Here is a 3,031-nt window from a genome sequence, read left to right as displayed (position 1 = left end):
CTGCCCATGAGACTAGCAGCTGTCCGTCACGCTGTCATTGCTTCCGAAGTAGCACAACCGCAAAGGCGTCCCGGCAGCGCCGCCCGGCCTCAGTCGCGCAGGTGCCCGGCCAGTGCGGTGCGGAAACGCTCGGGCAGCGGCCCGGACTTCTGCGTCTCCCAGTCGAAATAGACCTGCACCGCCTTGCCGCGCGCGCACAGCACCCCGCCCTGCCAGGCCTCGTGCCAGACCGTGAACGAGGCATTGCCGATGCGCTCGATGCCGGTGCGCAGTTCGACCTCGTGACCGTAATGGGTCTGCGCCACGTAGTCGACCTCGACCCGGGCCAGGATCAGGTTCATGCCACGGGCATCCATCTGCGGCGAGAATATGCGGAAGATCGGCTCGCGGGCGGTCTCGAACCAGCCGGTGATCACGGTGTTGTTGATGTGACCGAAGGCATCGGTCTCGTAGAAACGGGGAGTGACGACAGCGGTGAACATCGGTACCTCGGCATGACGAAGGCCGGCCCGGGCCGGCCGCGGAAATCAGAAACGGCCCAGCAGCCAGACACCGAACAGCGCGCCCAGCGCGACCTGGTCGATGACCACGACGCGCCCCAGGTGCGCGTTGTATCCCGGTGTCAGCGCCGCCAGCAGCAGGTAGCTGGCCAGGCTGAAGCCGCCGACGGCGAAGGCGACCGGACGCAGCGCGTGATCGGCGGCGGCCAGCAGCAGCAAACCGCCGACGATACCGAACAGGGCGGCACGGTGGCGCAGCAGCAGCTGCATGCTGGGGCTGGCGGTGGACACGCCGTAGAGGCGGTCGAGCTGACGCGCGCCGAACACGCCGGCCACCGGCAGCAGGTGCAGCAGGCCGACGGCGATCAGCACCAGGGTGGTCAGGGTCTCGGTCATGGCCGTGCTCCGCGGATGGCGACGTGGCGGAAGCATGACCGCCGTGCGCGCGCCTGTCGATGCCTCCGGCGGACAAGCGCGGCGCCGCCCTGCTCAGGCCGCTCCGGGAATCACGTAGACGCCGATCGCCACGCAGTGGCAGGCGGCGCCGGCGACCACGAAGGCATGCCAGATGGCGTGGGTGTAGCGGTACTGCTTGGCGGCGTAGAAGCCGGCGCCGAGCGTGAAGCAGAGGCCGCCGGCGAGCAGCAGCCAGAAACCGGGCCGGGCCAGCGCCTGCCAGAGGTCCGCGATCATCACCATGGACAGCCAGCCCATGAGCAGGTAGGCGACCAGCGACATGCGCCTGAAACGGTGGATGAACCAGATCTTGAACAGCACGCCGGCCAGCGCGATGCCCCAGATCGCCCACAGCAGCACCTGCGCGGTGGTGGTGCCGGCCAGGGTGACCATGAGGAACGGCGTGTAGGTGCCGGCGATCAGCAGGTAGATCGCGCAGTGGTCCAGGCGCTTGAGCACCGCCTTGCTCGGCAGGTGGGTGATGCTGTGGTAGAGCGTGGAGCACAGGAACAGCAGCACCAGGCTGGCGCCGTAGACGGCGACGCCGATGAGCTGGGGGACATCGAGCACCGGCAGCCCCTTCACCAGCATCAGCGTGGTGGCGACGATGGCCGCGGCCATGGCCAGGCCGTGGCTGACCGCATTGGCGATCTCTTCCTCGATGCTGTAGCCGGCGGCTTGGGGGGCATGGGTCATGACGGGCTCCTGGCGTGCGGGCATGCCGGCGCGCAGGCGCCGGGCCGACGGCACGCAAACGTGCGTCGGCAATGCCGGCATTGTCGCCCAGGAGGGTCTTCCGTTACGACAGGGCAGCCGCGGTTTTCGCTGCGCCGTCCATCGGATCGGCGCCGGCGGGCGGCGCGGTCAGTGCCCGCCTTCCAGCCTTGCCGTCCAGCTGCCGGTCGCCGACAGCGAGAGCTGGTAGTCGCCGGCGGCCCGGAACGGCACCGTGAAGCTGCCGCGCCCGGCCTGGTGCAGGTTCTCCAGCAGATGCCCGGCGGCATCCTTGAGCGCACCGACCAGCACCACGTCATCATGGCTGATCACCAGCCGGTCGCCGGCGGAGGCCGTGAAGGCGAAGCTGTCGGTGCCGTTGCGGCCGTGCCAGCTGGCCAGCGGCGCGGCGGTCGCGGCGTCGGCGATGACGATGGCGTCATAGCAGGCCAGCCTCGCCTCCTCCGCCGGCTCGGCACGACAGGCGGACAGCGCCGTCTTCATGTCCGCCGCGCCGGCCGCCGCGGCCTGCGCCAGCAGCATGGCGGCGGTCACGCCGCGCCGGATGGCCATCCCCTGTTTCACCGCCGTGCTGGCTGACATGCCGCCCGCTCCATCAATGCCCTGACAGCGTGATGATATCGGATGCCCGGAAAGCAAAAGACCCGCCAATGGTGGCGGGTCTTTGGTACTGCATTTGGCGTCCCCACGGGGATTCGAACCCCGGTTACCGCCGTGAAAGGGCGATGTCCTAGGCCTCTAGACGATGGGGACAATCTGGTGGAGCTAAGCGGGATCGAACCGCTGACCTCTACAATGCCATTGTAGCGCTCTCCCAGCTGAGCTATAGCCCCAGACTGCCGGCAGCCCGTGCCAGAGGCCGTGACTGCGGCGCGGATGGTAGGAATCCGCCACCGGCAGTGTCAAGGCGAGGCTGGCGCGAACGCTGCAATTTCCGGCAGCACGGCGGTCATCCGCTCAAGCCGCCGGCAACCTGCTCACGATGACAGCGAGCGCGGCATCAGCAGGCCGGACAGCAACGCGCCGTCGCGCTTGATCCAGAGCCGGGCGCGCGCCACCCCGTAGAGCACCAGCAGGCAGGCCGACAGCAGCAGCAGATCGGCGCTCCAGGCGCGCTCGTAATCGGCGCCGAGCAAGCCCAGCAAGACCAGCACCAGCACCAGGTGCGCGCAGAACACCGTCAGCGAAGCCGCGCCCAGCGTTTCCAGCCAGTGCATGCGCGGCAGGCGCCGGGCCAGCGCGGGACCGTAGTGCATGGCCAGCACCACCAGCGCGGCCAGGTTGACCAGGCGCAGCGGCCCCAGCTGCCACTTGTCGAACAGCAGGTTGAGCATCTCGTT

Annotated in this window: 5 protein-coding genes and 2 tRNA genes; all 7 read right to left on the bottom strand. The window is 68.9% G+C overall.

Annotated features, from left to right (window positions below; translation table 11 throughout):
• Window positions 1–89 precede the first annotated feature (89 nt).
• Complete coding sequence (locus tag C5O18_RS08055; protein WP_105193012.1) at window positions 90–482, bottom strand: acyl-CoA thioesterase; 393 nt, start codon at window positions 480–482, stop codon at window positions 90–92.
• 45 nt (window positions 483–527) lie between these two features.
• Window positions 528–896 (bottom strand): phosphopantetheine adenylyltransferase, encoded by a 369-nt coding sequence (locus C5O18_RS08050; RefSeq protein WP_105193002.1) that lies wholly within the window; start codon window positions 894–896, stop codon window positions 528–530.
• A gap of 93 nt (window positions 897–989) precedes the next feature.
• Window positions 990–1,652 (bottom strand): PAQR family membrane homeostasis protein TrhA, encoded by a 663-nt coding sequence (trhA, locus tag C5O18_RS08045; RefSeq protein ID WP_206389802.1) that lies wholly within the window; start codon window positions 1,650–1,652, stop codon window positions 990–992.
• A 168-nt stretch (window positions 1,653–1,820) separates the two neighbouring features.
• Complete coding sequence (locus C5O18_RS08040; protein ID WP_146089289.1) at window positions 1,821–2,273, bottom strand: hypothetical protein; 453 nt, start codon at window positions 2,271–2,273, stop codon at window positions 1,821–1,823.
• 95 nt (window positions 2,274–2,368) lie between these two features.
• A tRNA-Glu gene (locus C5O18_RS08035) sits at window positions 2,369–2,444 on the bottom strand.
• 4 nt (window positions 2,445–2,448) lie between these two features.
• Window positions 2,449–2,524: transfer RNA gene (locus C5O18_RS08030), tRNA-Ala, on the bottom strand.
• Window positions 2,525–2,668: 144 nt separating this feature from the next.
• On the bottom strand, window positions 2,669–3,031 hold a 363-nt coding region (gene opgC, locus C5O18_RS08025), incomplete at its 5' end, for an OpgC domain-containing protein (RefSeq protein ID WP_162495441.1).

Origin of the sequence: Amnimonas aquatica (assembly GCF_002943415.1) — a bacterium.
GTDB classification, from domain to species: domain Bacteria; phylum Pseudomonadota; class Gammaproteobacteria; order Pseudomonadales; family Moraxellaceae; genus Perlucidibaca; species Perlucidibaca aquatica_A.
The sequence above is the reverse complement of the archived record's forward strand: the minus strand, read 5'-3'. Positions and strand labels throughout refer to the sequence as shown.